At 71.4% G+C, this 23,693-nt stretch carries 20 protein-coding genes; 10 read left to right on the forward strand and 10 right to left on the reverse strand.

The window, feature by feature from the left end; translation table 11 throughout:
* Window positions 1-94: 94 nt before the first annotated feature.
* A complete protein-coding gene (locus ACZ4TV_RS26550) occupies window positions 95-1,366 on the reverse strand; it encodes a L,D-transpeptidase (protein ID WP_468137449.1) in 1,272 nt (423 codons plus the stop codon).
* A 133-nt stretch (window positions 1,367-1,499) separates the two neighbouring features.
* A complete protein-coding gene (locus ACZ4TV_RS26555; protein ID WP_327415975.1) occupies window positions 1,500-1,802 on the reverse strand; it encodes a hypothetical protein in 303 nt (100 codons plus the stop codon).
* Between the two features lie 146 nt (window positions 1,803-1,948).
* Between ACZ4TV_RS26555 and ACZ4TV_RS26560 the strand changes: the two genes are divergently transcribed.
* A complete protein-coding gene (locus tag ACZ4TV_RS26560; protein ID WP_468137451.1) occupies window positions 1,949-2,314 on the forward strand; it encodes a hypothetical protein in 366 nt (121 codons plus the stop codon).
* Between the two features lie 75 nt (window positions 2,315-2,389).
* On the opposite strand, the gene hutH is transcribed toward ACZ4TV_RS26560, so the two are convergent.
* From hutH to ACZ4TV_RS26585, 5 genes are all read right to left on the reverse strand, one after another.
* The gene (hutH, locus tag ACZ4TV_RS26565; protein ID WP_468137471.1) at window positions 2,390-3,931 is read right to left on the reverse strand and encodes a histidine ammonia-lyase; all 1,542 of its coding nucleotides are present in this window, start codon (window positions 3,929-3,931) and stop codon (window positions 2,390-2,392) included.
* Window positions 3,932-4,333: 402 nt separating this feature from the next.
* Complete coding sequence (locus tag ACZ4TV_RS26570) at window positions 4,334-5,449, reverse strand: GGDEF domain-containing protein (protein ID WP_468137452.1); 1,116 nt, start codon at window positions 5,447-5,449, stop codon at window positions 4,334-4,336.
* Between the two features lie 313 nt (window positions 5,450-5,762).
* The gene (locus tag ACZ4TV_RS26575; protein WP_468137453.1) at window positions 5,763-6,557 is read right to left on the reverse strand and encodes an enoyl-CoA hydratase/isomerase family protein; all 795 of its coding nucleotides are present in this window, start codon (window positions 6,555-6,557) and stop codon (window positions 5,763-5,765) included.
* Between the two features lie 333 nt (window positions 6,558-6,890).
* Window positions 6,891-8,078, reverse strand: coding sequence for an adenylate/guanylate cyclase domain-containing protein (locus ACZ4TV_RS26580; protein ID WP_468137454.1), 1,188 nt, complete (start codon window positions 8,076-8,078; stop codon window positions 6,891-6,893).
* A 198-nt stretch (window positions 8,079-8,276) separates the two neighbouring features.
* Window positions 8,277-9,143, reverse strand: a complete 867-nt coding sequence (locus ACZ4TV_RS26585) for a biotin--[acetyl-CoA-carboxylase] ligase (RefSeq protein WP_468137455.1) — start codon at window positions 9,141-9,143, stop codon at window positions 8,277-8,279.
* A gap of 131 nt (window positions 9,144-9,274) precedes the next feature.
* On the opposite strand from ACZ4TV_RS26585, the gene ACZ4TV_RS26590 reads away from it, so the two are divergent.
* From ACZ4TV_RS26590 to ACZ4TV_RS26605, 4 genes are all read left to right on the forward strand, one after another.
* Window positions 9,275-10,861 carry an acyl-CoA carboxylase subunit beta gene (locus ACZ4TV_RS26590; protein ID WP_468137457.1) on the forward strand — a complete coding sequence of 529 codons (1,587 nt, stop codon included), beginning with the start codon at window positions 9,275-9,277 and terminating at the stop codon, window positions 10,859-10,861.
* A gap of 21 nt (window positions 10,862-10,882) precedes the next feature.
* Window positions 10,883-11,089, forward strand: coding sequence for an acyl-CoA carboxylase epsilon subunit (locus ACZ4TV_RS26595; protein ID WP_468137472.1), 207 nt, complete (start codon window positions 10,883-10,885; stop codon window positions 11,087-11,089).
* A gap of 80 nt (window positions 11,090-11,169) precedes the next feature.
* The gene (gene mmpB / locus ACZ4TV_RS26600) at window positions 11,170-11,304 is read left to right on the forward strand and encodes a morphogenic membrane protein MmpB (protein WP_319725117.1); all 135 of its coding nucleotides are present in this window, start codon (window positions 11,170-11,172) and stop codon (window positions 11,302-11,304) included.
* A gap of 73 nt (window positions 11,305-11,377) precedes the next feature.
* On the forward strand, window positions 11,378-12,007 hold the full coding sequence (locus ACZ4TV_RS26605) for a Maf family protein (protein ID WP_468137458.1): 630 nt from the start codon (window positions 11,378-11,380) through the stop codon (window positions 12,005-12,007).
* Here ACZ4TV_RS26605 and ACZ4TV_RS26610 read toward each other — a convergent pair.
* Window positions 11,988-12,482 carry a hypothetical protein gene (locus ACZ4TV_RS26610; RefSeq protein WP_468137459.1) on the reverse strand — a complete coding sequence of 165 codons (495 nt, stop codon included), beginning with the start codon at window positions 12,480-12,482 and terminating at the stop codon, window positions 11,988-11,990. The genes ACZ4TV_RS26605 and ACZ4TV_RS26610 overlap by 20 nt on opposite strands.
* A gap of 358 nt (window positions 12,483-12,840) precedes the next feature.
* On the opposite strand from ACZ4TV_RS26610, the gene ACZ4TV_RS26615 reads away from it, so the two are divergent.
* The 4 genes from ACZ4TV_RS26615 to ACZ4TV_RS26630 all read left to right on the forward strand — a co-directional run bounded on the left by ACZ4TV_RS26615 (window position 12,841) and on the right by ACZ4TV_RS26630 (window position 20,091).
* Entirely contained in the window at window positions 12,841-13,374 is a 534-nt protein-coding gene (locus ACZ4TV_RS26615; protein WP_468137460.1) for a hypothetical protein, read from the forward strand.
* Between the two features lie 69 nt (window positions 13,375-13,443).
* Window positions 13,444-17,460 (forward strand): GDSL-type esterase/lipase family protein, encoded by a 4,017-nt coding sequence (locus ACZ4TV_RS26620; protein ID WP_468137462.1) that lies wholly within the window; start codon window positions 13,444-13,446, stop codon window positions 17,458-17,460.
* Window positions 17,461-17,635: 175 nt separating this feature from the next.
* Window positions 17,636-18,049 (forward strand): hypothetical protein, encoded by a 414-nt coding sequence (locus ACZ4TV_RS26625; protein WP_468137463.1) that lies wholly within the window; start codon window positions 17,636-17,638, stop codon window positions 18,047-18,049.
* Window positions 18,050-18,330: 281 nt separating this feature from the next.
* A complete protein-coding gene (locus ACZ4TV_RS26630; RefSeq protein WP_468137464.1) occupies window positions 18,331-20,091 on the forward strand; it encodes an acetyl/propionyl/methylcrotonyl-CoA carboxylase subunit alpha in 1,761 nt (586 codons plus the stop codon).
* A gap of 159 nt (window positions 20,092-20,250) precedes the next feature.
* Here the strand turns inward: ACZ4TV_RS26630 and ACZ4TV_RS26635 are convergent, their stop codons facing one another.
* Window positions 20,251-21,204 carry a DeoR/GlpR family DNA-binding transcription regulator gene (locus tag ACZ4TV_RS26635; RefSeq protein WP_468137465.1) on the reverse strand — a complete coding sequence of 318 codons (954 nt, stop codon included), beginning with the start codon at window positions 21,202-21,204 and terminating at the stop codon, window positions 20,251-20,253.
* A 175-nt stretch (window positions 21,205-21,379) separates the two neighbouring features.
* Window positions 21,380-22,819 carry an NAD(P)H-quinone dehydrogenase gene (locus ACZ4TV_RS26640; protein WP_468137466.1) on the reverse strand — a complete coding sequence of 480 codons (1,440 nt, stop codon included), beginning with the start codon at window positions 22,817-22,819 and terminating at the stop codon, window positions 21,380-21,382.
* Window positions 22,820-22,992: 173 nt separating this feature from the next.
* Between ACZ4TV_RS26640 and ACZ4TV_RS26645 the strand changes: the two genes are divergently transcribed.
* Window positions 22,993-23,430 (forward strand): gamma-glutamylcyclotransferase family protein, encoded by a 438-nt coding sequence (locus ACZ4TV_RS26645; protein ID WP_030012228.1) that lies wholly within the window; start codon window positions 22,993-22,995, stop codon window positions 23,428-23,430.
* The last annotated feature ends 263 nt before the right edge of the window (window positions 23,431-23,693 follow it).

Raw genomic sequence — 23,693 nt, forward strand, 5'->3', positions numbered from 1 at the left:
CGGCCGCCGTTGAGCGGTTTTCGGTCACCGTCGGCCGGCAGACGAACGGCGGGGAGCCCGTAAGGGTTCCCCGCCGTTCGGTTCACGCGTCGTGTCAGGCGGCCGCGCCGGCCTTCCACTCGGCCCAGCTCATGTTCCAGCCGTTGAGGCCGTTGTCCGGCTTGATGGTCTTGTCCGGGGAGTTGACCACGGTGACCACGTCGCCGATGAGCGAGTTGTCGAAGAACCACGCGCCGGGCTGGCTCGGGTCGTTCGCGCCCTTGGCGTCGTTCAGGCCGACACAGCCGTGGCTGGTGTTCACACTGCCGAAGATCGAGTCCGCTCCCCAGTAGTTGCCGTGGATGAAGGTGCCGGAGGTGGACAGCCGCATGGCGTGCGGGACGTCCTTGATGTCGTACTCGCCCTTGCCCTCTTCGTTCTTGAAGCCGACGGTGGAGCCGTCCATCCGCGTCTCCTTGAACTTCTCGGAGATCACCATCTGGCCGTTGTACGTCGGGGTCGCCGGGGAGCCCGCCGAGATCGGGATGGTCTTGATGACCGCGCCGTCCCGGGTGACCGTCATCTTCTTCGACTTCGCGTCGACCGTGGAGACCTGGCTGCGGCCGACCTTGAAGGTGACCGTCTTGCTCTGGACGCCCTGGACGCCGGGAGCGCCCTGGACGCCCTCCAGCGCCAGCTTCAGCGTGACGGTGGAGTTCGCCTGCCAGTACTGCTCCGGGCGGAAGTCCAGCCGCTGGGCGCTGAACCAGTGGCCGACGACTTCCTGGCCACTGCTGGAGGAGACCGAGATGGCCGCCTGGACGGCCTTCTTGTCCTTGATCGGCTTGTTGAAGGTGATCGAGACGGGCATGCCCACGCCGACCGTCTGGCCCTCGTCCGGGATGAACGAGCCGACGAAGCTGTTCTCCGGGGAGACGGTGGTGAAGGAGACGTTCTCGTGCGCCTCGCGGCCGTCGGCGTCCTTCGCCGTCGCCGACAGGGCGTACTTCGTGGAGCGCTTCAGCGCGGCGTCGGGCTTCCAGCTCTTGCCGTCGGCGGCGATCTTGCCGGCCACGGCCGTGCCCTCGCTGGTCTTCAGCTCGACCTGCGTGAGCGTGCCGTCGCTGACGGCGACGTTGGCCGCGTCGTTGAGGCCGACGTTGGTGGCGCCGTCCTTGGGTGTGATGGTTATTCGGGCCTTCGAGGTGTCCTTGGCCGCCGCCGCGTCGACCTCCGCCTGGGACTTGCTGGCCTCGCCGTTGCCCTTCGGCTTGCCGCCGCCCCCGTCGTTGCACGCCGAGAGCATCAGTACACCGCCGAGCACGGCGGATATGGCCACCATGGACCTTCTCCGCCGCTTGCTGTCCGTCCTCACACGCCACTCCATCGTTGCCGGAAACCCCGGGGCTGCCGTCCCGGGGTCGGGCCGGGCAGGGGGACGCGCCCCCTGCCTCGCCTTGACAACGCGTTAACGTCGCTGGCCGGTTCCACATTCCGTTCGGATGTGGGCCACCACACGGTCAGGCGTTGTCGGGTTCTTCGTCGAAGTCCCCATCTTCCTCGTCGAGGTCCCACTCCATCGACTCGGGGTCGTATTCGACCGGCTCGCTGCTCCAGGAGGCCTGGGCCAGCTCCACGCCGGGGATCTCCGCGACCAGGTCAGTGGGGTCGACGAGGTAGGCGAGGGCCTCCGACTCGTCCTCCCGGACGGCGGACTCGGCGTGGCCGCGTTCCTCGTCCGGCATGAACTCGTCGGCCTTGATGTGCGCGAGTGCGGCTCCGGTGAGTGCCTGGGCGTCCGGCACCTCCAGCACCAAATCCACCCGAAGTCGTACGTATCGTGATGTCTCAGAAGGGTTCATACGACGGAGCGTAAGCCCGCAGAACCCCTGACTTTCCCACGACCCGCCCCTTTCCGTAGCATCACCGCACACGGCCAATTCACTGCTGCCACAAGGGGGATCGCACCGTGTCCGCACGCCGACCGCTGCTCACCGCTCTCGGAGCGACCACCCTCCTCGCCGCCCTGTGGTTCGTGCCCTCGGCGGGCGCCACCTCACCAGGGGCCGCGGAGAGCCGTTCCGGTGTGCCCGCGGGCGCGAACACCGCGGAGACGGCCACCGGTGCCACCGCTACCGACGGCGCCACCGATACCGACGGCGCCGCCGGGACGGTCACGGGGACGGCCTCCGCCAAGGCCGGGCAGGGGCAGCCCCTCGCGCTCGCCGACACCGGCTCCGTCGACACCACCCCCTACCTCCTGGGCGGCACGCTCTGCCTCGGCCTCGGGGCCGGTTTCGTGGCCTTCTCGGTCCGCCGCTCGCACTCCCTGTGAAGCGGGAAGGGCCGCCCCGGGGAGAGATCCCGGGGCGGCCCTTCGCCGCGACACCACCGCCTGACGCGCCTGCCGTCAGGCCAGCGGGCCCGTCACCGGCTCCACCGCGGCGAGCAGGGCACCCGTACGGATGAACTCCTCGGCGGCGGCCAGGTCGGGGGCGAGGAAACGATCCGGCCCGGGCCCCTGCACGCCCGCCGCGCGGGCGGCCGCGATCGCGGCCCGGCTGGCCGGGGCCGGGGTGAGCCCGTGGCGCAGCTCTATGGCCCGGGTGGCCGCGTACAGCTCGATCGCGATGATCTTGGTCAGGTTGTCCACGGCGGTACGCAGCTTGCGCGCGGCCGACCAGCCCATCGAGACGTGGTCCTCCTGCATGGCGGAGGAGGGGATCGAGTCGGCCGAGGCCGGCACCGCGAGCCGCTTCATCTCACTGACCAGGGCGGCCTGCGTGTACTGGGCGATCATCAGCCCGGAGTCCACGCCGGCGTCCTCCGCGAGGAACGGGGGCAGGCCGTGCGAGCGGTTCTTGTCGAGCAGCCGGTCGGTGCGCCGCTCGGTGATGGAACCGAGGTCGGCGGCGGCGATGGCGAGGAAGTCCAGCACGTAGGCGACCGGGGCCCCGTGGAAGTTGCCGTTGGACTCCACGCGCCCGTCCGGAAGCACCACCGGGTTGTCGACGGCGGCGGCCAGCTCGCGGGAGGCCACGAGGGCGGCGTGCGCCATGGTGTCGCGGCCCGCGCCGGCGACCTGGGGGGCGCAGCGCACGGAGTAGGCGTCCTGCACGCGCGGGGCGGACTCCTCCTGGAAGTGCCCGGTCAGCCCGGAGCCCTTCAGCACGGCGGCCATGTTGGCGGCGGAGGCACCCTGTCCGGGGTGTGGGCGGATGGCGTGCAGCTCGGGCTGGAGGACCTTCTCCGTGCCGAGCAGCGCCTCCAGGGTGAGCGCGGCGGTGATGTCGGCGCAGGTGTAGAGCCTGCCGAGGTCGGCGAGGGCCATGACCAGCATGCCGAGCATGCCGTCGGTGCCGTTGAGGAGGGCGAGGCCCTCCTTCTCGCGGAGCTCGACCGGGGTGATCCCGGCTTCGGCGAGCAGTTCACCGGCGGGGCGGACGGTCCCGTCCGGGCCCTCGGCGTCGCCCTCGCCCATGAGCGCGAGCGCGCAGTGGGACAGCGGCGCGAGGTCGCCGGAGCAGCCGAGGGAGCCGTACTCGTGGACCACGGGGGTGATTCCGGCGTTGAGCACGTCGGCCATGGTCTGGGCGACGGAGGGCCGTACGCCGGTGTGCCCGGAGGCGACGGTCTTGAGCCGGAGGAACATCAGCGCGCGGACCACCTCCCGCTCGACGCGCGGGCCCATGCCGGCGGCGTGCGAGCGGACGATGTTGCGCTGGAGCTGGGCGCGCAGCTCGGGACTGATGTGCCGGGAGGCGAGGGCGCCGAACCCGGTGGACACCCCGTAGACGGGCTCGGGCTTGGCGGCGAGGGCGTCGACGATCTCGCGGGCGCGGGCGAGCGCGTCGAGCGCCTCGCCGGACAGCTCGACCCGCGCGTTGCCGCGGGCGACGGCGATGACGTCCTCGGCAGTGGTCCCGGACGTCCCCACCACGACAGTGTGCATATCCATATTCAGCACCCTACGGATTGAATCGCGTTATGTCACTAGGTGAACCTGTCACGATCACGCGGCACGAGGACCCCTTACGGCGGCAGCCGCCCCGGCCAGGGGGGCGGGGCGCCCGACCGACCCCGGCTGCGCGGGGCTGCGCGGGCGCTGCCCACACCCGCGCCTCAAACTCCCCCGTCCGGGGGAACCCCTGGCGGGGCTGGAATTCCCCCTGCGGGCAATCCAGCCGCACCTGGCGGCTGACGGCAGCCAATGCCAGCCCGCCGGCGATTGAGGCGCGGGGTGCGGGGCGGAGCCCCGGGATCTGACGGGCGGGCGTACGGCCCAACGAGCCCCCAGCCCGTCGGCGTGTGAGGCGCGGGGCCCGGGGCGGAGCCCCGGGAGGCCGCGGCGGGGTCACGGCCGCCCCCGGAAGCGGCGGCGTTCGCCGGAGGCGGCTTCGGCGGCGGCGTCCGCGAGCCGGACCACCGCGGTGTCCCGCCCGGCCACCACCGGCCCGGCCGAGCGCGCGGCCTTCGCCTTGTACTGGGCGGCGTCCGCCAGCCGGAACAGCCGCCGGGAGGACTTCACCGGCCCGATCGGGTCGCCGGTGGAGGCCACCCCGCAGGCCACGCCCTCACCGAGGTCCAGCCCGGCGGCCCGGACGCACAGCTCCTCGGTGACCCGTACCACCTCGTCCGCCGTCGGGCCGACCCCGACCAGGCAGAACTCGTCGCCGCCCAGGCGCGCCACCAGCGCGCCGGGCAGCATGGCCCCGCACAGGCTCAGCACCGACCCGAACCGCTCCAGCAGCCGGTCGCCCATGGCGTGGCCGAGGGTGTCGTTGACCTTCTTCAACCCGTTCAGGTCGCAGACGACGAGGCTGACCACCGCCCCGGTCCGCCGGTGCTCCTCCAGCGCCTCGTCGAGCCGCATGTCGACCGCCCGCCGGTTCGCGAGCCCGGTCAGCGGATCCGTGAAGGCCAGCCGCCGGGCCTCCTCCAGCCGCTCGTTCTGGGCGAGACCGGCCGCGACCACGGCGGCGAGCACGGTGGCGAACTCGGCGTCCTCCTCGTCGAAGTCGGGCAGCCCCTCGTCCCGGGCGACGTACAGCTCGCCCCAGGCCCGCCCGCTGAGCACGATGGGCGCGACCACGCAGGTCCCGCGGCCGCGGCGGCGCAGGGCCGCTCCGCGCCGCCCCGGCCGGTCGCCGACGGCGCTCTCGACCCAGGCGTGCGGGCCGCCGCCGCCCACCCAGCGCTCGTGCAGGAACTCGGTGATCTCGGGGAAGTCGTGTACGGGGTAGGACTCGTCCTCGGGGAACTCCTCCTCCCCCGCCCGCAGCTCGCCCTCGTTCACGAGCACCCGCAGGCACCCCCGCTCGCGCTCCCACGCGGAGATCGCGGCGAACGAGCCGTCCATCGCCACGCGCGCCCCCCGCGCGGCCGCCCGCACACTGTCCCGCGGCGCGCACGCCGCGGCCATCGCCTGCGCGAGGCCCACCACGGCTCGTAGCCGCCCGTCAACTCCCATCACCCCAGGTTAGGGAGTTTCGTCCGATTTAGTACTACTTGACGCGGCAGCGCTCGGCCTCGCCGGCGAGGGAGGCGGGGCTAGGGGGTGTCCGGCGGATCAGGGTCGGATAGCCCGGGTCGTCTGGCGCCGTGCATTGCAAGGCGGAGGAGGGAGTCCATACGGAGCATCGACGACCGACGACAACGCGGCAAGGCGCGGTGCCAGGCGGCCCGGGCCCGGCCATGATCCGCCGGACACCCTCTAGTAGGGCCGTCGGGCGGCGGGGCGGGGGCGGCGGGGCAGCGGCGGGAGCGGCGAGGCCGGAGCGGGACTACTCCCCCGGCCAGTTCGGCTTGCGCTTCTCGTTGAAGGCCGCCACGCCCTCGGCCCGGTCCCCGGAGAAAGCCACCGTCCGCCAGGCCGCGTCCTCGATCTCCAGCCCGGCCGCCAGGTCCATCCCGTGACCCAGCCGCAGCGCGCGCTTGGCCGCCCGCAGCCCCACGGGCGAGTTCGCCGCCATCCGCCCGGCCAGGGCCAGGGCCTCGGCCGTGTCCTGCCCCGCCGGGACCACCGAGTCCACCAGGCCCAGGGACAGCGCCTCGGCCGCCTCCACCCGGCGCGCCGTGAAGATCAGCTCGGCCGCCCGCGCCGCACCCACCCGGCGCGGCAGCAGCTGCGTACCCCCGCCGCCCGGGATGACGCCCACCGAGACCTCGGGCAGGCCGACCACCGCGGTCTCGTCGGCGACGATCACATCGCAGGCCAGGGCCAGCTCGAAACCGCCGCCCAGCGCGAAACCATGCACGGCCGCGACCGTCGGCATCGGCAGCTCCAGCACGCCCCCGTACGCCCCGCGCGTGGTCGGCCGCTGCCGCACCAGCTCGGCGTCCGACAGTGAGTTCCGCTCCTTGAGGTCGGCCCCGACGCAGAAGGCCCGCTCGGCGGCGGAGGAGAGCACGACGACCCGTACCGACGGGTCCGCGGCCAGCTCGGCACAGGCCGCCCCGATGGCCCGGGCCATGTCCGTCGACACCGCGTTCATCGCCTTCGGGCGGTCCAGCACCAGCTCGACGACCCCGTCGTCACCATGCCGACGTACCGAAACGAACTCCGACTCCACAGACACAGGACCCTCCCGGTTAACGAGCGTTACCCCGGGATCCTAGGGGGTGGCGAGCAGACCGGGCCAGAGCTCACGGCCCCTGGCCGCAGCGCCCGGCCAACCGCCCGACATCCGGAGCCCGGCCCGCCGCCCGCCGCCCGCGGCGTCCCGAGCCGGCCCGCCCTAGGTCGTGTCGTCAAAGTCCCGTCTGGCTGGCGGGGCCTGGCACGCACGCTCGCCGCGTTGTCGTCGGTCGCCGACGCTCCGCGTCGACTCCCTCCTCCGCCTTGCGATCGCACGCACCAGGCCCCGCCAGCCCCGCCCTCCGGGCGGCCGACGCTACTTTGACGACACTCCCTAGCCGGCGCCCGCTGCTCGCTTGCGCCGGGTCAGTGACCAGGGCTCCACGACACCCAGCCCGCGCACCGGCCGCTGCCACATCGGCTGAAGGGCGAACCGGTAGGCCGCACCTTCGTCGGGCGCCGCCTCCGCCTCCTTCTCCGACACCGGCGCCGCCCCGGTCCGGGCGAGCTCCTCGGCCATCGCCCCGTCCACCAGCACCGCGTCCTTCGGCGCTATCGACGTCAGCCGGCTCGCCAGGTTCACCGTGGTCCCGAAGACGTCGCCCATCCGGGTCGTCACCGTGCCGAAGGCGATCCCGACCCGCAGCTCGGGCATCTGCGCGTCGAGCTCCATCGTCTCGATCAGCCGCAGCGCGATCTCCGCCGCCGTCGCCGCGTCGTCGGCGGCGTACAGCACCTCATCGCCCAGCGTCTTGATCAGCCGGCCGCCGTGCGCGGCCACCAGGTCCGCCGCGGTCGTCTCGAAGGACTCGACCAGCTCTCCGAGCTCCTCCTCCTCCAGCCGCCGCGTGAGGCGGGTGAAGCCCACCAGGTCGGCGAAGCCCACCGCGAGCCGCCGGTCGACCATCTCGTCGTCGTCCGCGACCTGCACCACCCGCCCGGTGGCGGCCGCCAGCTGGCGCCGCCACACGTAGACGAGGAACTCCTCCAGTTCGGGCAGCAGCAGCTCCACCAGGGGGTACGTGACCTCCGTACGGGTCATCCCCGGCTCCGGCGGCTCCGTCAGCCCCTCCAGGAACGAGTCGATCTGCCACTCCGCCAGCCGCGCCGTGGTCTGCCCGGTGGACCGCGCCACCTGCACCGCCATCGGCTCGGACAGCAGCCCGGCCTCCACCAGACCGGCGAGCCGGCGCAGCGCCAGTACGTCGGCCTCCGTCAGCGCCTTGGCCTGCCCGATGTCGGCGAAGCCCATGGCCCGCCAGAACCGGGAGGCGAGCTCCATCGACACGCCGGCGCTCCGGGCGGCCTGGAAGGGCGTGTACCGGCGCTCGGCACCGAGGATCAGCTGCTCCAGCCGGATGGCGAGAGGATCCGCCGTCGGCTGGACCGTGTGATCGACCTCGTGGTGCGGGGTGTGCTGGTCGCGGCCGATCGGAGTGACCGGACCGGACCCGGAGCCTCCGGAACCGCCCGGGCCGCCGGAGCCGGCGGACGCGCTGGACGTAGAGTCGTCGACGGTCAAGGGCCGCCTCCTGTCCATTCCGTGCGCACTGCCCTGCCGAACCGGTTGATCACGACGAGCACCGGGATCGCCTAAACCATACGGCAGGTGTGCCGTAGCTCACTCCCCCTGGCCCACTTCCGGCCCCCGCCCGGTGCGGGGCGCGGGTCCGGGGCCGGGACCCGGACCCGCCGGACCCGGAACCGGACCCGTGCCGCGTCAGTGCACGGACCGCAGGTGGACGACGTCGCCCGCCCCCACCGCCTCGTGCTGCCCTTCGGCCGTACGGATCACCAGGCGGCCATCGGTGTCCACCGCTTCGGCCGTTCCGGTGAGGGTGCGGCCGCCCGGGAGCTCCGCGCGGACGTGGCGGCCGAGGGTCGCGCAGCCCGCCGCGTAGGTCTCCTGGAGGCCGCTGGCCGCGGGGTCGCCGCCCGAGGCGCGCCAGTTCCCGTACCACTCCTCCAGGGACCGCAGTACGGCCCTCAGCAGCGGGTCCCGGTCGGTCACGGCGGCCTTGGCCAGCGCCAGCGATCCGGCGCCCGGTACCGGCAGCTCGTCCTCGGTGAGGGAGACGTTGAGCCCGATCCCGATGACCACGCCGTCTTCGACCCGCTCGGAGAGGATCCCGCCGGTCTTGCGCTCCTCCCCCTCCACGCTGACCAGCAGGTCGTTGGGCCACTTGAGGGCGGTGTCCACGCCCGCCGCCCGGGACAGCCCGGTCGCGGTGGCCACGCCGGCCAGCAGGGTCAGCCAGCCCCACCGCTCCTGCGGCACGGCGTCGCCCGGCTTGAGCAGGACGGAGAAGAACAGCCCGGACCGGGCCGGCGCGACCCAGCTCCGGTCCAGCCGGCCGCGTCCGGCGCTCTGCTCCTCGGCGACGAGCACGGCTCCCTCGGGCAGCTGCGCCGCCCGGGCGGCGAGATCGGTGTTGGTGGACCCGGTGGTCGCGACCACCTCCAGGGAGGTCCACAGCCCGTCCCCGGTGACGAGGGCCCGCTGAAGCGCGGCGGCATTGAGGGGCGGCCGGTCCAGGTTCGACCAGCGACCCGCGGAAGCACCTGCTGAGGCATCTGATGGCGTCATGCAACCCACAGTAGGTGTGTCAAACGCCGCACTGCCGAGCGCCATGCCCGCCGATACGCTACGCACGAGTAGCCAGCAGTAGTCAATCAATTGACCAGGCAGTTGACACCACGCAGGGAGCCGCGACCCCGATGTCACATCCGTCAGAGCCGATCGACATGCACACCACCGCGGGCAAGATCGCGGATCTGCAGCGCCGCATCGACGAAGCCACCCACGCCGGATCCGCGCGTGCCGTGGAGAAGCAGCACGCCAAGGGCAAGCTGACGGCGCGTGAGCGGGTGGCCCTGCTGCTGGACGAGGGTTCCTTCGTCGAGCTGGACGAGTTCGCCCGGCACCGCTCCACCAGCTTCGGGCTGGAGAAGACCCGGCCCTACGGCGACGGCGTCGTCACCGGCTACGGCACGGTGGACGGCCGTCCGGTGGCCGTGTTCTCGCAGGACTTCACCGTCTTCGGCGGCGCCCTCGGCGAGGTCTACGGCCAGAAGATCATCAAGGTGATGGACTTCGCGCTGAAGACCGGCTGCCCGGTCGTCGGCATCAACGACTCCGGTGGCGCCCGTATCCAGGAGGGCGTCAGCGCGCTGGGCATGTACGGGGAGATCTTCCGCCGCAACGTCCACGCGTCGGGCGTGATCCCGCAGATCAGCCTGGTCGTCGGGCCCTGTGCGGGAGGCGCCGTCTACTCCCCCGCCATCACCGACTTCACGGTCATGGTCGACCAGACCTCGCACATGTTCATCACCGGCCCGGACGTCATCAAGACGGTCACCGGCGAGGACGTCGGCTTCGAGGAGCTGGGCGGGGCGCGCACGCACAACAGCACGTCCGGCGTCGCGCACCACATGGCGGGCGACGAGAAGGACGCCATCGAGTACGTGAAGTCGCTCCTCGCGTACCTGCCGTCGAACAACCTCTCCGAGCCGCCCGCCTTCCCGGAGGACGCGGACACCGAGGTCTCCGACATCGACCGCGAGCTCGACGTGCTGATCCCGGACAGCGCGAACCAGCCGTACGACATGCACACCGTGATCGAGCACGTACTGGACGACGCGGAGTTCCTGGAGACGCAGTCGCTCTTCGCGCCGAACATCCTGACCGGATTCGGCCGGGTCGAGGGCCACCCGGTGGGCGTCGTCGCCAACCAGCCGATGCAGTTCGCCGGCTGCCTGGACATCAACGCCTCCGAGAAGGCGGCGCGCTTCGTCCGGACCTGCGACGCCTTCAACATCCCGGTGCTGACCTTCGTGGACGTGCCGGGCTTCCTGCCGGGCACGGACCAGGAGTACAACGGAATCATCCGGCGCGGCGCGAAGCTGATCTACGCGTACGCCGAGGCCACCGTCCCCCTGATCACGGTCATCACCCGCAAGGCCTTCGGCGGCGCGTACGACGTCATGGGCTCCAAGCACCTCGGCGCGGACCTGAACCTGGCCTGGCCGACCGCGCAGATCGCCGTCATGGGCGCGCAGGGCGCGGTGAACATCCTGCACCGCAGGACCATCGCGGAGGCGGATGATGTGGAGGAGACCCGGGCCCGGCTCATCACCGAGTACGAGGACGCGCTGCTGAACCCGTACACGGCCGCCGAGCGGGGTTACATCGACGCGGTGACCATGCCGTCCGAGACCCGGGCGCACGTGGTGAAGGGGCTGCGGCAGCTGCGCACCAAGCGGGAGTCCCTGCCGCCGAAGAAGCACGGCAACATCCCCCTCTAGCCCCTCCAGGAGGTCTCTGTGGTGATCAAGGTCGTCAGGGGCAACCCGACCCCGGAGGAGCTGGCCGCCGCACTGGCGGTGGTCCAAGCGCGCGCGGCGGTGCTGGCTTCGGCACCGTCGGGCGCCCCGCCGGTCGCGGACGAGTGGTCGACGCCGGCCCGGGTGGCACGGCGGCGCCGGCTGCAGCCGGGGCCGCGGGCCTGGGGCCGTACGTACTGGCCCGGGTAGCCAAGATGGTGTGAACGGAGGGTGGCGCCTGAGTACGGGTACTCAGGCGCCACACCCGTCTCCGGGGACAGGATCGGAGCATGCTCTGGTCCGATCCGAAGAACGAGCCGCCCAAGGACATGCGCGACGCGCAGGCGATGATCCGGCGGCTGAGCGTGGTGCTCGCCCTCGCCATGCTCGTGGTGGTGTACGTCCTGGGCGTGGGCCACTTCTAGGCTGTTTCTAGGCTGTCCGGGCGGTGTCAGGGCTTTCAGGCCATTTCCCGAGGGGTCCGGCGCCGCGCCTACGATGGCCACCATGACTGCCACACCTCAGCCCCCGAACGCGCGCAAGCTCGTCCTCGCGTCCGCCTCCCCCGCCCGGCTGAACCTGCTGCGGCAGGCCGGGCTCGCCCCGCACGTGATCGTCAGCGGTTTCGACGAGGACACCCTGGACCACGACGAGCCGGCCGCTCTGGCCCTGGCGCTGGCCGAGGCGAAGGCTGCCGTCGTGGCGGCCCTGGACGAGGCCGCGGGCGCCCTGGTGATCGGCTGCGACTCGGTGCTGGAGCTGGACGGTGAGGCGCTGGGCAAGCCCGCGGACGCCGAGGAGGCCACCGCGCGCTGGAAGGCGATGCGCGGACGGGCGGGCGTACTGCGCACCGGGCACTGCGTGATCGACACGGTGGACGGCCGTCAGGTCTCGGCCACGGCGTCCACGACGGTCCGCTTCGGTGAGCCGACGGACGCGGAGATCGCGGCGTACGTGGCGAGCGGCGAGCCGCTGCACGTGGCGGGGGCGTTCACCCTGGACGGGCTGTCGGCGCCGTTCATCGACGGCATCGACGGGGATCACGGCAACGTGATCGGCCTGTCGATGCCGCTGCTGCGCTCCCTGCTGGGCGAACTGGGCGTGTCCATCACGGACCTGTGGGCTTGAGCTCCCCGAACGGCGGCGGCGGTGGAGGCGCCGGCGCGTCTCCGTCCCCGTCGCTGCCGCTGCCGCCGGCACCGTCGCCGTCCTGCCGGGCGGCGTAGAGCGTCAGGGTCAGCACGAGCAGGCACAGGATCAGCGTCGTCGCGGCGAAGGCGGCCCAGCCGACCAGGCCGACGGCGAGGGTGCCGAGCACGCCGTGGACGACGGCGGCGGTGACGAGCACGACGCGGGCGAAGCGGCCCGGGGGCCGGTCGCCGAGCGCGGCGACGGCGGCGAGCACGGCGCACAGCAGGAGGAAGGCGCCCATGCCCGCCCCCATGGCGTAGGTCGCCTTGGACATGACGTCCGGATCGCTGCCCGCGATGGACATCGACTGGTTCGCCGTGGTCTTGCCCAGCACGATGTGGACGAGCACGAGTACGGCCGCTTCCACGACAAGTACGATCGCGGCCAGTCCGGCCACGAGTCTTCGCAGCACGACGTCCCCACCCCCCACGCGTCACAAGCCTGTTCGACGCCTGGAGGCTACTAACGGGTAGAGCAGCGGGCAAGACGTCCGTCCACCCCGGTTCGGCGGAACGTCGACACTCCGTCAACTCACCTTTGCAGGACAGCCGATGGCTCACGGACGGCTCAACTCCCCGAGTTCCGGCACGAAATGTGATCCATCTCCCAACCCCGTCCCCTATGGGACGACTTGGTACTTATGCACCGGATACCGGTTGGTAGGTTCTTCTTGATCGACCGGGGGGCGATCTTGCAAATGGGGAAATTTGCACAGCTCCTCGGCGACCTCTTTTGTCTGACCAACAGAAGTCTTCGGGGAGTTCGACCACATGAACATGAAGACCGCCCTGCGCGGCGCTCTGGCCACCGCCACCTTCGCGGCGCTCGGCTTCGCCGCGCCGCAGGCCGCCGTCGCCGCCACGCCCGGCCCTGACGTCAGCGTGTCGGCCAGGGCCTCGGCGTCCACCAAGGCCCTCGTCGCCGCTCAGCCGGCCGTGGCCCGCGCGGCCGGGAACATCTGCGGCGCCGGCTACACCAAGATCCTGCTCGCCGAGCGGCTGCCCGACGCCCGCCGCTACGCGACCGTCTACGTCTACACCAACGGCAAGGAGACCGGCCCGCTGATCTACGACCAGCCGACCTGCGCCGTGCTCCACAACGAGACCGGCTCGGCCCAGTCCATGGGCGTCCGCCTGAAGGACAACTACACCTCCACCCCGGACACCCAGGACTTCGGTACGTACACCACCTACGCGGGTCCCGTGTACCAGAACAAGGGCTATTGCGGCCACGTGTACTCGTACATGAAGAAGGCGGGCAAGGTCGTCGTCGACCACACCCGCGTCGTCGGTTCCTGCAACTAGCAGCCGCCGTACGGGATGACGCGCGCATCCACCCCTCCCTCTTCCCTCTTCACCGCGAGAGAGCGACGTGTGAACCGCAACGAACTGAGGCGTGCACGGATACCCGTGACCGCCGTCCTCGCCATGGCCTTGGCCGCCGGGGTGTCCACCCAGGCGTACTCGGCCCCCGCCCCCGTGCCGGACAACGCGGCCGAGGGCTGGAGCAGCCCCGCCGGCGATCCCGGCACACCTCCCGGAGGCAAGCCCACGTCCGTCCCCGAGAAGGACCGGACCGCGACCCTCGGCAAGGACTACAAGCAGTCCAAGGACACCGCGTGGACCACGTCCGGTGACGGCACCGGATTCCACCTGCTGACCGCCGGCGAGAAGGACGGCTACCAGTGGCGCACCGCCGCGACCCTGGCCGAGGTCGGCTTCGACACCGACACGTGGATCGGTAACGCCTGCCTGACCGAATCGGGCAAGTACGCCGCCGTGGCCTACGCGCCGCGCACCTTCACCAACAAGCCCGACCTGATGACGCACGGCGCGTTCACCGCCGTGGTCGACATCGCCTCCGGCGCCGTGACCAAGCTCCCGTTCCAGGCGACGCTCGGCTACTTCTCGCCCGGCTGCGGCCAGGGCGACGACGTGGTCTTCACCGCGCTGACCGACGACACGGCCAAGGAACAGCAGACGCGCCTGGTCACGGTCGACGCGGCCGGCGGCAAGGTCCGCGAGAACCACACGCTGCCCGGCCAGATCACCTCCGCGATCCCCGTGGACGACGGCATCGCCGCGGCCCGCGGGAACCGGATCGTGAAGATCAAGGGCGACCGGGTCAGCGAGGTGGCGACCACCACGTCCACCCCGTTCCAGCTGATGGCCGACGCGGCCGGCGGTGTCACGTACATCGACCGCACCGCGCCCGGCGGCAAGAAGGACACCGCCGCCGTGAACCGGCTGGACGCCAAGGCGCTCACCGGCGAGAGGGCCAAGCCCGACGCCGAGCCGCAGACCGTCGCGACCGGTGGTCTCACCAAGTTCGACCTGGCGCGCACCCCCGGCGGATCCGTCTACATCACCGGGAAGGCGGACAGCGCCAAGAAGCTGCCGCCGGTGGTGAAGAACCCCGGCGGCATCAGCAAGGGCGCCCGCGTCTCCTCCGACGGCGGCGCCGTGGTCACGAGCACCTGGGCGGACGGCAAGGACTCCCGGATCCGTCCCGAGGAAGCGCTGACCGAGCGGACCGTACGCACCAGCCTGCGGGCCCTCGACACCGGCAAGAGCGTCACCCTCGACGCCCCGCCGGCGGCCGAGCGGATCGGCGGCGAGGCCTCCGCGCGCGCCGGCCTGGAGCCCAGCCCCGTCCTGAAGGCCGCCGCCGCGGCGCCGCAGAACGACACGGTCGACGCCGACCGGTACTGCTCGGTGCCCCGCAACGACCCGAAGAAGCAGGCCTTCCAGCCCACGCCCCGGCAGATCGAATGGGCGGTCAACCAGGCCGTCATCGGCAAGCTGAACAAGGGCGCCACCCGCTCGGCGAACTGGAAGAACACCGGCATGTCGGGGTACGCCCCGCAGACCCTGTTCCCGCTCCAGACCCTCGCCGGCGACCCCAACGGCGCCACTGACCGCGAGGACGAGTGGCACGTTCCCTCCTCGGTGATGCTCGGCATCACCGCGCAGGAGTCGAACATGTGGCAGGCCACCCGCTACGCCGTCCCGGGCGTGACGGCGAACTCGCTGGTCGGCAGTTTCTACGGCGTCAAGTACGCCTCGAACGGCAGCCAGCAGGACCCGTGGGCCATCGACTGGGAGGAGGCCGACTGCGGTTACGGCGTCGCCCAGGTGACCGACGGCATGCGCAAGCACGGCCACGAGAAGAAGGGCGAGGTGCCCAAGACCGTCGTCCAGCAGGAGGCCATCGCCCTCGACTACGCGGCCAACATCGCGGCCGGCGTGAACATCCTCATCGAGAAGTGGAACTCCACCCGCAAGGACGGGATGATCATCAATGATGGTCATCCCCGGTACATCGAGAACTGGACGTACGCCCTGTGGACGTACAACACCGGGTACCACCCGAAGTCGACCGCGGGTAGCAACAGCGGCAAGTGGGGCGTCGGCTGGACGAACAACCCGGCCAACCCCCTCTGGAAGGAGAACCGCACCCCCTTCCTGGAGAACGGCGCGGGCGGCGACGACTACCAGCACGCCTCGCACCCGCAGGACTGGCCGTACCAGGAGAAGGTGATCGGCTGGGCCGCCCGCCCGATCGCGGCCCTGTTCAAGCCGGGTGACATCCAGGCCGGCTTCAAGGGCGCGTGGTGGACCAAGCCCGCCTACCGCACCCAGGCCAAGCCGCCGATCAACCTGTTCTGCGAAGCGTCCAACAACTGCGACCCGTCGAAGATCGGCACGGGCGCGTCCAACCAGACCGGCAAGGGCCCCTGCCTGCTGCCGGGCGACCCGGACGACAAGAACCCGCTCTACCTGAAGTGCTGGTACAACAAGCCGGCCAAGTGGAAGGACTGCAAGAACGGGGAGTGCGGGGTCGCGATCCACCGGTTCAACGACACCTACCCCGAGCAGCCCGACGAGAACTCCTACGCGCCGCGGTGCACCACCGGTCTGCCGTCCGGCACGTACATCGTCGACGACCTGCCCAGCGGCACCGTCCCGGCGGGATCGGCCACGAGGTCGTGCGGAAGCGTCTCCTCGGCCGGCACGTTCAAGTTCGACTTCAAGGAGTCCGGCGGCAAGTACCCCGGCAAGATCGACCTGCACCAGATCGGCGGCGCCTACGGGAACCACTTCTGGTTCTCCCACACCCGCACCACGATCGGGAACCCCGACGGCGAGCGCATGCGCACCACGGGTACGTGGACGCTGAACAAGCCCGACCGCGGCTGGATGCGCGTCTACGTGCACATCCCCGACCACGGCGCCCACACCCGCCAGGCCACCTACTACATCGGCGGCACGGACTCCAAGAGCCCGGTCCGCGTGCAGGGCCAGCGGCTGCTGGAGAACAAGTGGGTCGACCTCGGCGTCTTCAACTTCACCGGAACGCCGACGGTGAGGCTCGACACCCACACGCAGGACGGCGACGGCAGCGAGGACATCGCGTGGGACTCGGTCGGTTTCCAGCCGCTCGGGGCCAAGCCGAAGAACATGATCGTCGCGATGGGCGACTCGTACTCCTCCGGTGAGGGTGCCTCCGCCTCCGGCGGTGGCGACTACTACCGCGACACCAACTTCTACGACAAGACGCAGAAGTACTCCAAGAACGCCTGCCACCGCTCCAAGCACGCCTGGTCCCGCCAGGCCACCCTGCCCGGCTACACGAAGTCCATCGGCGCCATGGCCGACAGCCTCGACCCGAACATGGACTACCACCTGATCGCCTGCTCGGGCGCCCGCTCGTACAACGTGATCAGCAAGGCGCAGAACGGCGAGGTGGCCCAGCTGCAGAAGGGTTACCTGGACCAGCACACCACCCTCGTCACCCTCTCCATCGGCGGCAACGACGCCCGCTTCACCGACATCATCAAGAAGTGCGTGCTGCCGGCGCTGCTGAACTGCAACGCCAACTCGATCGGGAACATCAACCCCAGCAACGGGGACGACGAGCCCGGCGAGACCGGCAGGCTGGAGGACTGGGCGCCGAAGTGGCTCAAGGAATCCGTCCGGCCGAACATCGTCGCGACCCTGAAGATGATCCACGACAGGGCCCCGAACGCGAAGGTCGTCCTGATGGGCTACCCGCCGCTGCTGGAGAAGGACGGCTCCTGCGTCGTCAACATGGAGAAGACCGAGGGGCAGTGGCTCAACAAGGTCGCCGACAACCTCACCGCCGAGATGGCGGGGGCGGCGGCGGACGCGAAGAGCCAGTACGGCGTCGACGCCTACTTCTCCGACCCGACGAACGATTTCAAGGGCAAGGCCATCTGCGGCGACCCCGAGCAGATCCACAACATCGTCATGGACAAGGTGGAGTCCGACGAGGGTCAGCCCACGTCGGCGCAGTCCTTCCACCCGAAGGTGGGCGGCGCCCGCCTGTACGCCAACTCGCTCGAGGACACCCTCAAGCAGATGAAGTGACCGACGGCGGCTGACGGCCCTGGGGGGGGGGGGGGGGGGGGGAGGGGGGGGGGGGGGGGGGTGGGGGGGGGGGGCCCCCCCCCCCCCCCCCCCAGGGCCCCGTGCCCCGTGCCGCGGGGGGCCCGAGTATCCGTACTCGTGCCCCCCGCGGCCGTTTCCCGAAAGGCTGCGATCCATGAAAGACCCCCGCACGGGGCGCACCGTCAAGGGGGCCTGCGTCACGGCGGCGGCCCTCGCGGTCTGCCACCTGCTGCTCAGCGCCGGCCTCGCGGCCACCCGCGACGCGGAGCGCGCGAACCCCGACGTGATGTTCGCCGGGACGGTCGAGTACCTCGGCACGCTCGTGGTGTGCGTCGTGGGCATGCCGCTGCTGCTGTGGGCGGGCATGCGGCTCCTGGGCGAGACGGGCAACCATCCGCTGGTGATCTTCGGCGGTATCGTGTGGTTCTTCGTCGTGGGCCTCAATGTCGACCATCTGCATTACACGCCCGGCGCGCTGCTGCCCGTCTGGGCCGTGGTGGGCCACGTCGCCGCGGGTACGGTGTTGTCCCGGTTCGCCCTGCGGGACGCCGGGGCTACCAATCAGTAAACAAGGGGACAACTCCTCTCACGCCAGCAAAGAAAATATGGGCCGTTCGTAGGGACTCGACAAAGAATCACCCGGGGCCGCTGACCGGGGGGACAGAGACCTTGGATACATGACGGGGTTACTGTGCAGTCGGGGATCCCCCTGACCTGGGGCGCCACAAGGGTTCTCCGGCGGATCGGGCCTCGCATCACACTCTGTGTGGGCAAGCTCACCACCGGGGAAGGGTCGTAAGGCCGTGTGGGCTGTCCCTAAACTCAGCTTGTTTCAAGGAGGGAGCCATCGTGCGCAAGGTGCTCATCGCCAACCGTGGCGAAATCGCTGTCCGCGTTGCTCGGGCCTGCCGGGACGCCGGGATCGCGAGCGTAGCCGTCTACGCCGATCCGGACCGGGACGCTCTGCACGTCCGCGCGGCCGACGAAGCTTTCGCGTTGGGCGGTGACACCCCGGCCGCCAGCTACCTGGACATCTCCAAGGTCCTCCAGGCCGCAGCCGACTCCGGTGCGGACGCCATCCATCCCGGATACGGCTTCCTCTCCGAGAACGCCGACTTCGCCCAGGCCGTGATCGACGCGGGCCTGACCTGGATCGGTCCGCCGCCGCAGGCCATCCGTGACCTCGGCGACAAGGTGGCCGCCCGTCACATCGCCCAGCGCGCCGGTGCGCCGCTCGTCGCCGGTACGCCGGACCCGGTCTCCGGGGCCGACGAGGTCGTCGCCTTCGCCAAGGAGCACGGCCTGCCGATCGCGATCAAGGCCGCCTTCGGCGGTGGCGGTCGCGGCCTGAAGGTCGCCCGCACCCTCGAAGAGGTGCCGGAGCTGTACGACTCCGCCGTCCGCGAGGCCGTCGCCGCCTTCGGGCGCGGCGAGTGCTTCGTCGAGCGCTACCTCGACAAGCCGCGCCACGTCGAGACCCAGTGCCTGGCCGACTCGCACGGCAACGTCGTCGTCGTGTCGACCCGTGACTGCTCCCTCCAGCGCCGCCACCAGAAGCTGGTCGAGGAGGCTCCCGCGCCGTTCCTGACGGACGCCCAGAACGCCGAGCTGTACGCGGCGTCCAAGGCGATCCTCAAGGAGGCCGGCTACGTCGGCGCCGGAACCGTCGAGTTCCTCGTCGCCGCCGACGGCCTCATCTCCTTCCTGGAGGTCAACACCCGCCTCCAGGTCGAGCACCCGGTCACCGAGGAGGTCTCCGGCATCGACCTGGTGCGCGAGATGTTCCGCATCGCCGACGGCGAGGAACTGGGCTACGGCGACCCGGTCCTGCGCGGTCACTCCATCGAGTTCCGCATCAACGGCGAGGACCCCGGCCGCGGCTTCCTCCCGGCCCCCGGCACGGTGACGAAGTTCGCCCCGCCGACCGGCCCGGGCGTCCGCCTCGACGCGGGCGTCGAGTCCGGCTCCGTGATCGGCCCGGCCTGGGACTCCCTGCTGGCCAAGCTCATCGTCACCGGCGCCACCCGCGAACAGGCCCTCCAGCGCGCCGCCCGCGCCCTCGCCGAGTTCGAGGTCGAGGGCATGGCCACCGCCATTCCCTTCCACCGCGCCGTCGTCGCCGACCCCGCCTTCGCCCCCGCGGAGGGACCCTTCACGGTCCACACCCGCTGGATCGAGACCGAGTTCGTGAACGAGATCCCGGCGTTCGTGGCCCCGGCCGCGGAGGACACCGAGGAGGAGCCGGGCCGCGAGACGGTGGTCGTCGAGGTCGGCGGCAAGCGCCTCGAGGTCTCGCTGCCGTCGTCCCTGGGCATGACCCTGGCCCGCACGGCCGCCGCGGGTGGCGCGAAGCCGAAGCGCCGCGCGGCCAAGAAGTCCGGCCCGGCCGCCTCCGGTGACACGCTCGCTTCCCCGATGCAGGGCACGATCGTCAAGGTCGCGGTCGAGGAGGGCCAGCAGGTCACCGAGGGCGAACTGGTCGTCGTACTCGAGGCCATGAAGATGGAGCAGCCGCTGAACGCGCACCGCTCCGGCACGATCGTCGGCCTCACGGCCGAGGTCGGCGCCTCCGTCACCTCGGGCGCCACCATCTGCGAGATCAAGGACTGACGTCCGAGAACGCCAAGGCCCCGCCCGGTTCACCACCGGGCGGGGCCTCGCCCTTTCACGATTCAGCCCCGCCGGCGCTTGAGGCGCGCTCTCCAGCCTCGCCGGCGTTTGAGGCGCGGGGGTCTGGGGGCAGCGCCCCCAGCAGCCGGCCCGCAGGGGCTATCGGCGCCGCATGTCCGCGACCCGCGCCCGCTCGGCCTGCTGCTCCAGCATCCCGCCGGGGGCGCTCCGCAACTGGGCGGTGGGCCCCCCACGCCTCTGCACGGGCACCGGAGACTCCCGCCGCGGCCGCCGCGCCACCATGCCGTCACCGCCACCACCGCCGGAGGCCACCGCGCCGGCCACGGTGATCTGCACGCCCTGATCCGCCAGCGCCTGCAACTCCGTACCCGCCCGGTCGTCGTGCGGCGGCGGCTCGTCCGTCACCAGCCGCGTCATCACGTCGGTCGGCACGGTCTGGAACATCGTGTCGGTGCCGAGCTTCGTGTGGTCGGCCAGCACCACCACCTCCGCCGCCGCCTGCACCAGCGCCCGGTCCACGCTCGCGGAGAGCATGTTGGACGTGGACAGCCCGCGCTCGGCGGTCAGACCGCTCCCCGACAGGAAGGCCCGGGACACCCGCAGTCCCTGGAGGGACTGTTCGGCTCCGCTTCCCACGAGGGCGTAGTTCGACCCGCGCAGGGTGCCGCCGGTCATCACCACCTCCACCCGGTTCGCATGGGCCAGGGCCTGCGCGACGAGCAGCGAGTTGGTGACGACGGTCAGTCCGGGCACGCGGGCGAGCCGGCGGGCCAGCTCCTGCGTCGTGGTGCCCGCGCCGACGACGACGGCCTCGCCCTCTTCCACGAGGCCGGCCGCGACATCGGCAATGGCGGTCTTCTCCGCCGTCGCGAGATGGGACTTTTGCGGAAAGCCGGACTCCCGCGTGAAACCGCCCGGCAAGACCGCACCGCCGTGCCGGCGGTCGAGGAGTCCTTCTGCCTCCAGTGCCCGCACGTCCCGCCGTACGGTCACTTCGGAGGTCTGGACGACGCGGGCGAGCTCCCGGAGCGATACCGCTCCGTTGGCCCGCACCATTTCGAGGATCAATTGGCGACGTTCTGCAGCGAACACGAAACTGACAGTAACCCCAACGACCGTCTGCTTTCAGCTCTTTGCGCCGGAATACCGAAGTTGTCCATAAGGCGGGGCGACTAGTGGTATACGCGACCCGAGACTTGGGTGAACGTCTCGCCACGAACCGGTGCCCCGCCCCAAACCCCTTACGGCATGCGGCGGTTAGCGGGGCTCAGGCCTCGGCGCCGGCCTTCCGCGTGTGCAGCTGGCGTGCCACCTCGGCGATCGAACCCGACAGCGAGGGGTACACCGTGAACGCGTTTGCGATCTGCTCGACCGTCAGGTTGTTGTCGACCGCGATCGAGATGGGGTGGATCAGCTCGCTCGCGCGCGGGGAGACGACCACACCGCCGACGACGATGCCGGTGCCCGGGCGGCAGAACAGCTTCACGAAGCCGTCCCGGATGCCCTGCATCTTGGCGCGCGGGTTGCGCAGCAGCGGGAGCTTCACCACGCGGGCGTCGATCTTGCCGGCGTCCACGTCCGCCTGGGTGTAACCGACGGTGGCGATCTCGGGGTCGGTGAAGACGTTCGAGGACACCGTCTTCAGGTTCAGCGGAGCCACCGCGTCACCCAGGAAGTGGTACATCGCGATGCGTCCCTGCATCGCCGCGACCGACGCGAGCGCGAAGACGCCCGTGACGTCACCGGCGGCGTACACGCCGGGCGCGGAGGTCCTGGACACCTTGTCGGTCCAGATGTGCCCGGACTCCTTGAGCCGGACCCCGGACTCCTCCAGGTTCATGTCCTTGGTGTTCGGGATCGCGCCGACCGCCATCAGGCAGTGCGTACCGGTCAGGACGCGGCCGTCGGAGAGGGTGACCTCGACCCGGTCGCCCACCCGTTTGGCCGACTCGGCGCGGGAGCGGCCGACGACGTTCATGCCGCGGCGCCGGAAGACGTCCTCCAGGACGGCGGCGGCGTCGGGGTCCTCGCCGGGCAGCACGCGGTCGCGGGAGGACACGAGGGTCACCCGGGACCCGAGGGCCTGGTACGCGCCGGCGAACTCGGCGCCGGTCACACCGGAGCCGACCACGATGAGCTCCTCGGGGAGCTCGTCCAGGTCGTAGACCTGGGTCCAGTTCAGGATCCGCTCGCCGTCGGGCATCGCGTCCGGGATCTCGCGGGGGTGCCCGCCGGTCGCGATCAGTACGGCGTCCGCGGTCAGGATCGTCTCGGATCCGTCGGCGGCGGTGACGATGACGTCCCGGGTGCCGTCGATGCCCTGCGGCCCGCCGAGCTTGCCGCGGCCGCGCACCACGCGGGCGCCGGCCCGGGTGACGGAGGCGGTGATGTCATGCGACTGGGCGAGCGCGAGGCGCTTGACGCGCCGGTTCACCTTGCCGAGGTCCACGCCGACGACGCGCGCGGCCTGCTCGATGTGCGGGGTGTCGTCCGCGACGACGATGCCGAGCTCCTCGTACGAGGAGTCGAAGGTCGTCATCACCTCGGCGGTCGCGATCAGAGTCTTGGAGGGTACGCAGTCGGTCAGGACCGAGGCCCCGCCCAGACCGTCGCAGTCCACGACGGTCACCTCCGCGCCGAGCTGGGCCCCTACCAGCGCAGCCTCATACCCGCCGGGTCCGCCGCCGATGATCACGATCCGGGTCACGAAAAGTCCGCCTCACGTCTACCCGGCCGGCTGCCGCCCCGGCCGGTGTTCCGGGGGGTCTCCCCGGGGGATGCATTCCGTGCCCCATTGTCCCGCACGCTTCAAGGTGCTTCGCGCCCGGTCCCGCCATCCGGGCACGCGGCCACGGCCACCCCTCCCGTACCCTCGACCTCATGTCGCTCTACGCCGCGTACGCCGGCAACCTCGACCCGCGGCTGATGACGCGCCGCGCTCCCCATTCGCCGCTGCGCGGCACGGGCTGGATCAACGACTGGCGGCTGACCTTCGGCGGCGAGCAGATGGGCTGGGAAGGCGCCCTCGCCACGATCGTCGAAGCCCCCCGCCACCAGGTCTTCGTCGCCCTGTACGACATCGCGCCGCTGGACGAGGACTCGATGGACCGCTGGGAGGGCGTCGGGCTCGACATCTACCGCCGCATGCGGGTGCGCGTGCACACGCTGGACGGCGAGGAGGCGGCCTGGGTGTACGTCCTGAACGGCTACGAGGGCGGCCTGCCCTCGGCGCGCTACCTGGGCGAGATCGCCGACGCCGCCGAATCCGCCGGCGCCCCCCACGACTACGTGATGGAAATCCGCAAACGCCCTTGCTGACCCGTTCAGCCCCGCCGGCCACATCCAGCCCCGCCGGCCACATCCAGCCCCGCCGGGCACATCCAGCCCCGCCGGCGTTTGAGGCGCGGGGGTCTGGGGGCAGCGCCCCCAGCAACGGCGCCGGGGGGGGGGGGGGGGGGGAGAGGGAGAGGGGGGGGGGGGGGGGGGGGGGGGGGGGGAGGGGAGAGGGGGGGGGGGGGGGGGAGAGGGGGGGAGAAGAGGAGGGGGGAGGGAGGCATCAAAAACAAAGAAAGGGCCAGGAG

The sequence above is a fragment of the Streptomyces sp. NPDC028910 genome, from assembly GCF_055564955.1.